We start from the raw sequence: 6666 nt of genomic DNA, 5'->3' as shown, positions 1-6666 counted from the left end.
CTCGATTTAAGCAATAATCGTTCTCATATTTACACGCCGCAAACGCTGTATTTAATTGCAGATCATATTGATGTCTCAGAGAGCGAATTGACTTATGGCGGTTTAGACTTTCAAAGCACCAATGCCCTTGATATTCACAATGCGCGGCTACAAGCCGTAAGAGATGGCGGTGGGACTGGAGATATTCTCTTTATTGCTCCAAGCGTTATGGTTGATGAGACAACGTCTGTTTTAGCAGCACGAGATTTCGTGATCAAAACGGGGGAGCTTAGAAATAGCGGTCAATTGGCATCGGGGCAGGATTTAGTCTTTAGCGTGACGGGCAATGTGACCAACAACAAAACGGGCTTAATTTATGTGAAGGGCAATGGTGCTTTACAAGTTGATGGGGCTTTGCTCAATGATTTTGGCACCATAATGACAGAAGGTGATTTATCTTTCACCAATGCAGAAGGCACAGGAAAAAGCCTTTCCCTTGTTAACAAAGCGGGCTTTATTCAAGTTGGTGGAAACTTAAATATCCAAACCAACACCCTGAAAAACGAAGCCGATAGCACGCCTGTCATCACAGAAAAAACGGAATATAGCGATATTTCTTTCCAAAAACCAGAACGCTTTGATTCAATTGAAAATGCGATTTTGTATCATACAACAAGTATAGCAAATGAGTTGGGGATAGAAATATGGGCCGTTTCCTATGAGGAAGTTGAATGTTCGGGAAACACATGTGATTTTCACTTTAAAAATTCTTTGCCCAACAAAGAGGCAACTTATGGTAAGATAACTTTAGAAGATGGGATAGTATACAAGGCATTTACTTGGAATGAAGAGAGTGAAAGTTCGGTTTTTTTTCAAGGGTACCGATGGAATAATTTATCTCACATGATACAGAAAACTGTCACGCAAGAATTTTCGCCTACTCGTCAAGGAATGATACAGTCTCACGGCAATCTTATTATTAACGCTGATACCATTGACAACCATTATAGCATTATAGAAGCAGGGGGAAACGCCGATATCCACGCCAATGTGCTGACCAATTTAGGTGCAACAGCTTATAAAAACACCTATATGGGTTGTCAGGCTAATACGGATGCTTATTGTTATGCTTATAACGCTGATGGAAGCCGAAATGTTGCTTTAGATATAATAAATAATGATGGTTTTCGCCATATCAATTCAGAAGTTCTCGATACTGTTCCTGGTCTTGTTCAAGCGGGTGGCATTTTGAATTTGGTGGTCGATCAACTCCACAACGAGGCAGCGGAAGGTTCGATTACAGGGGATGCGCATTTTGAGGCAAAAACCGTTGGAGGCAATCCACTGGAGTCCTTAAGTGGTTTGCCTGGAGCTGGCGCTCTCTTTACACCAAAAGTCGATCTCAATAATGCGGGGGAACTTGCTGAGGGGCTCCCTTTACCAAAGCCCCAATCGGGGGGTGTTGGGGGCACGCTGCCCAATCAAAATTTCATTTATGAAACGCGGGCAGAATTCCTTGATGTCGGCAAGTTTTATGGCTCAGCCTATTATTTGAACAGAATTGGTTATAATCCTGACAGAGAGATTTTTTTCTTAGGTGATGCCTATTTTGAAAAGCAGCTGATTGAGAAACAAATGCGTGATCTTGTTGGTCAAGGTTTGGGCAAAGGTTCCTTTATTCCTGGAAGTGATGCCATTGAACAAGTCAAAACTTTGCTAGATGGTGGGGCAGATTATGCAAAAGCACACAATCTCCCTTTTGGTGAGGCTTTGAGTGAAGAACAATTGGCGTCCCTAGAAGCCCCGATGGTGATTTATGTGCGCCAACAGGTCAAGGGCATGGATGTTTATGCACCGGTGCTTTACATCCCTGAAAAAGACAGAGCCTCCTTTGTTTCTGCTGGGGCTTTGATCATGGGCGATGATGTCAATATCACCAGCCAAAATACAAGCAATTCCACAATAACCAATTCAGGGCGGATTGCGGCAAACCACCAATTGCATGTGCATGGTGGGGATATCCTCAGTCAAGGGGGGCATTTTGCTGCTGGTGGGGATGCTGTTATCCTTGCGGAGAAGAATATTCGTTTGGACGCAGGGCGCACAACGGTTGACGGCGTGGAGACCGTATTAAACACCGAGGCGCTTTCTGCTGGGGGTAATGCAACGGTGATTGCTAAACAAGATATTACCGCCTCAGGGGTGGGGATCAGCACCGGAGGTGATCTTGCCATGGCTACAGAAGAAGGCAACTTGACGATAGGCTCAGCTGCAACGCATCACCATAAACAGTATAGTGACTCCATTATGCACCATAAATCTGTGTTAAACTCTGGAGGCTCGACGACACTTCTCTCTGGAAAAGATTTGAATATTTTAGGCTCTGATGTTCAAGCGCATGATGATCTTTACTTACAAGCAAAAGAAAATGTTTCGATTGATGCTACACGCAACAGCATGGACAATCATCGCGGGAGTGAAACCTCCCATGTCGCCTTGCACAATGGCTCTCATTTAAGTTCTGGAAAAGATACCACTGTCATCTCGGGTCAAGATATCCATATTGCTGCTTCCGATATAGATGCGAAGGACAATGTTGCTCTTGGCGCACAAGGGGAGATAACAATAGGGGTGAGAAACGATGAAAGAGATTATCATTTTCAGAGCAGCGACTTTAGTGTTGATAGGCAAGAGTCTATTTCTCGGGGTTCTTCGATAAAATCTGGGGGTGATACCACTGTTGTTGCAGGGCAGGATGGGAAACCGCATGACCTTAGCATCACAGGCAGTTCCGTTGCGGCTGAGGGCAAGGTAGGGCTGAAAGCCAGCAACGATGTCCTGATCACCAATGCAGAGGATAGTTCACACCGTGAGATATCTAGCTACACAGATGGCGGTTTTTTTGGGGGAAGCTCATCCTATCATGAAACTTTTGGAGCTACCCAAGTGGTAGGTTCAAGTATAGCAGGAGAAAAAGGCGTTGCCATTGAATCTGGAAACAACACGGAAGTTGTCGCCTCGACGCTCGTAGCCGGTAAGGCAGAGGAAACGTCAGGAGAGAAAGCACCAGGAGAACAGAAACAAGCGGATATTACCATTCACTCTGGGGGAAAGATTACTATCAAAGGCGCCCAAGAACACTTGGATCAGCAAGCACAATCGTCATCAAGTGGCTTTTTGCATGAGAAATCGTCCGATACATCTCAATCGCATACCACAACGGTCTCCTCTATCCTTGGGGCGACGGGAAACATCGTGTTAGACGCACAAGGAGAAGCCAAGATTTCTGCTTCTCATCTTCTTTCCGGTCAAGATATCAATGTGAGCGGAGAAAATGTGACGATTGATGGCATGACAGATCACCATAAAAGCCATTCAGAGGAGCATGAAACAGGTTTTGGTGTGGGATCAGGTAAGGGCTTTGTGTCGATATACGGGAGTGAGGGAAAGACAGAAAATGAAGAGAGTTTTGAGCATCAAGGTTCTTCTCTCAATGCGGATGGTACGATCAACATCACTGCCAAGAAAAAAGATGTGAAAATTGTTGGCTCTGACCTTGCAGGTGAGAATATTAACCTTTCGGCAGCGCATGATGTGAATGTGCTTGTTGGTCATAATAGCCATTCCTCAAGCTCAAAGGAAGAACGTACAGGCTTTGGCATTCAGTTTGAAAAGAGCAACAGCGGTGCTTCTGTAGGTGTTGGAATTGCAAGCGCCAAAGATACGGGCGATCAATGGGAAAATACTTCCACACAATCACACATCACGGCACGCCAAGATGTGCAGATTACTGCTGACAATGATGTGAATTTACAAGCAGCCATTGTTTCGGCGGATCGTGATGTCAACATTGATGCCGGCAATAATATCACCCTATCAGAAAGCTATGATACCTCTAATGCAAAAGAAAAGCATGAAAAGTCTTTTGCTGGTGTGACAGGCTCTGTCAATGTGGGTATTCTTGGTGCCGTAAAAGATGTAAAGGATGCAGTCAAACGTTTTGGTCATGGGGATACAAAACACAAAATCGGCAATGGTCTTATTGCTGGTCTAAAAGGCTATGATCTCTATAGCAAAGGCAAAGGTCTTTATAATGGGATGAAAGGTGGAAACAAACAGTCTATTCGTGATATTGCTGATGTTTCTGCTAGCGTAACCGTGGGCTTTAAGACAGAGAAGGCAGAAGCCTCTGTTCAGACTTCTACCGCGGTAACAGGTACAATAGAAGCAGGACGCGCTGTTAATATGCAAGCCCACAAAGGTAGCATCCATGGTGTTGGAGCCGATATTATTGCCGGTACAAACCCGATGCAAAGCAATGATGAACAGAGCGGGAATATCACCATGGAAGCAGGTAAAGATATCATCTTTGAAAGTGCGCAAAATACGCAAAGCACAGAAAACCACACGCAAAGCGCTTCAATGAATGTTGGGTATAGTTATGGTACCGGTGGTACAGGGTGGATGGGGAATGCTTCTTTTGGTAAAGGCAAGGGTTCCAGTGAGGAGGTTCACCAGAAGAACAGCCATATTATTGGCACCGGCACAGTTCACACAACGAGTGGTGCAAACACCACACTGGCAGGCGCCGTGGCTTCTGGAGAGCGTGTAGAAATGGAAGTAGGGGGTGATTTTGCCATTACCAGCCGCAGTGATACGGGACAAAGTTCCAGCAAGCAAAACTCTGTTTCCATTGGTTATAATAGCCGAGAAAAGGATGGTACAGCCACAACCAATATTTCCTTGAACAAGGATAAATCCTCTAGTGATTATCATAGTGTTGTGGAACAATCAGGCATCAAAGCGGGTGATGGCGGCTTTAATATCAACGTTAAAGATAAAACAACGCTGACCGGAGGTATTATTGAAAGCACCGCGCCGGCAGAAAAAAACAGCCTGACCACAGGAAGCATTAGCACCAGTGATATCAGCAACAGTGCGCATGCGCAAGCCAGCAGTCAAGGTTTAAGCATTTCAGCGGGTGGTCCGATGTATCAGGGCAAATATGGTGTCGGGAAAAACATTGCTAAAAATCTCTTAGATCATTCAAAAGCTAAAGATTCAGAGGAAGGATATACCAAATCTGCTATCAGCAATGGCACTATCGTCATTACTGATGAAGCAGGGCAGAAGGCGTTGACAGGACAAGATGTTGAGCAAGCCATAGCCTCCCTTAATCGGGATACTGCTAGCGCCCATAAGGGTGTACAACAGCTCGATGTAGGCAAGCTGGAACAAATCGTCCATGAAAACCGTGAAATGGTAACGCAACTCTTAGAAGAGGGGTTTAAATACAGCGATGATTCCTATAAAACCATGTTTATTAAAGAGCACCCCATTGCCGTGGTCGACCGTGATGAAAAGGGTAATATAATCTATGAAATAGATGCAAATGGACAGTATATCACAGACGCTCGTGGACAACCAATACCTCACGCACATTATTTAACGGATGAAGAAAAGCAGCATTTACAAGAGGGTGCTGATGGCAAGGTGCATGTGTCCTTTAATGGCATCTTTACTCCACCAGAGGAAGCCGCTGTTTATGCGGTTCAACATGCGAAGGATAAAAATGCACCGCTTTATTTTGTTGTGTTCCCTCAAGCCGATTCTGCTATCTCAGAACTTTTGGTCGCGGGCTATCAGAAGTTTATGGAAAATAACTTTTGGGGTTTGACCAATTCAACACAAGAAGCAAAAGATTTGGTGTATAGCCATGGTATTACAGGGTTAGAACTTTATGGACATAGCCGTGGTACCATGACATTGGGAAATATGCTGTATTCTTTCAAACAAGAAGGTGTGCACGGTATAGCCGACAACACGAATATCAATTTCTATGGACCAGCCTTTAATGTTTTAGTTGCATCCGGTCTGTTAGGTTATGTGAGTGATGGCAAACAAACCACTATTGGTTTTGATGGGCATAGATATGACTTTGTAAGCCGATGGATTGGCGGCAATGGCTATACTTATGAGACAATACCTGCTGGCAGTAACTGGTGGAAAGAAACATGGAATATGTTCAAAAATCCTTATAATCCTCATACTTGCCTTGGAGATGCGGGTCCAAAATGTCGAGATATATATGGACTTTCCCATCGAGTACAATTCCCTTTAAGGAGGAAAAAATGAAACAAACTTTAAAATTATTAAGCGCTGTAACTTTGTTAAGTATAGCTGGATGTCAGTTTAATAAACCTCCTGCAGGATACTTCACGGTGTGGGAGAAATCAGGAGCAGATCGGCTTGAGGTAAAAAAAGCACTTTTAGAATGTGGAATGCCAGCTCCTTATGATGTATTTCCAGAAAACAGAAATTTAAGCAACAATGCATGGGCAACCATAGAAGCTTGTATGATTCAAGCTGGTTTCCATGATAAATATGATAGGGGGGGGGGCTGGTGTGGAAATCATAAAGCCGAAAACTTGCCCATTTGTCGTCCAGGTGCTGTTGTTCCACAGCGCAGTGTCAAGAAGCGCTTAAATAGCCCGTTTTGTAAAAAACATCCAGAACAATATGAATGCTATCCTTAAGTCTTGCTTGTGATGATCAACAATCCGCCATCCTTGCCTTCTCTTGGAATGGCGGGACTGTTCCCTCAATCCAACATTTCAATATTGTTCACCGTTGTTTTAATGAAGCGGTGACAGGAAATATCAACAGGCTTATGAGCTTTTTTATTGT

2 protein-coding genes are annotated in these 6666 nt (G+C 44.1%); both read left to right on the top strand.

All coding sequences use genetic code 11. The annotated features are described in order from the left end of the window. Positions 1–6114: hemagglutinin repeat-containing protein (locus tag ACFINZ_RS08705; RefSeq protein WP_375701336.1), on the top strand; the 6114-nt coding region annotated here is incomplete at its 5' end. Beyond that, complete coding sequence (locus ACFINZ_RS08700; RefSeq protein ID WP_375612686.1) at positions 6111–6515, top strand: hypothetical protein; 405 nt, start codon at positions 6111–6113, stop codon at positions 6513–6515. The genes ACFINZ_RS08705 and ACFINZ_RS08700, both read left to right, overlap by 4 nt. The last annotated feature ends 151 nt before the right edge of the window (positions 6516–6666 follow it).

This window comes from Bartonella sp. AA81SXKL, assembly GCF_042196945.1.
Lineage (GTDB): Bacteria > Pseudomonadota > Alphaproteobacteria > Rhizobiales > Rhizobiaceae > Bartonella.
The sequence above is the reverse complement of the archived record's forward strand: the minus strand, read 5'-3'. Positions and strand labels throughout refer to the sequence as shown.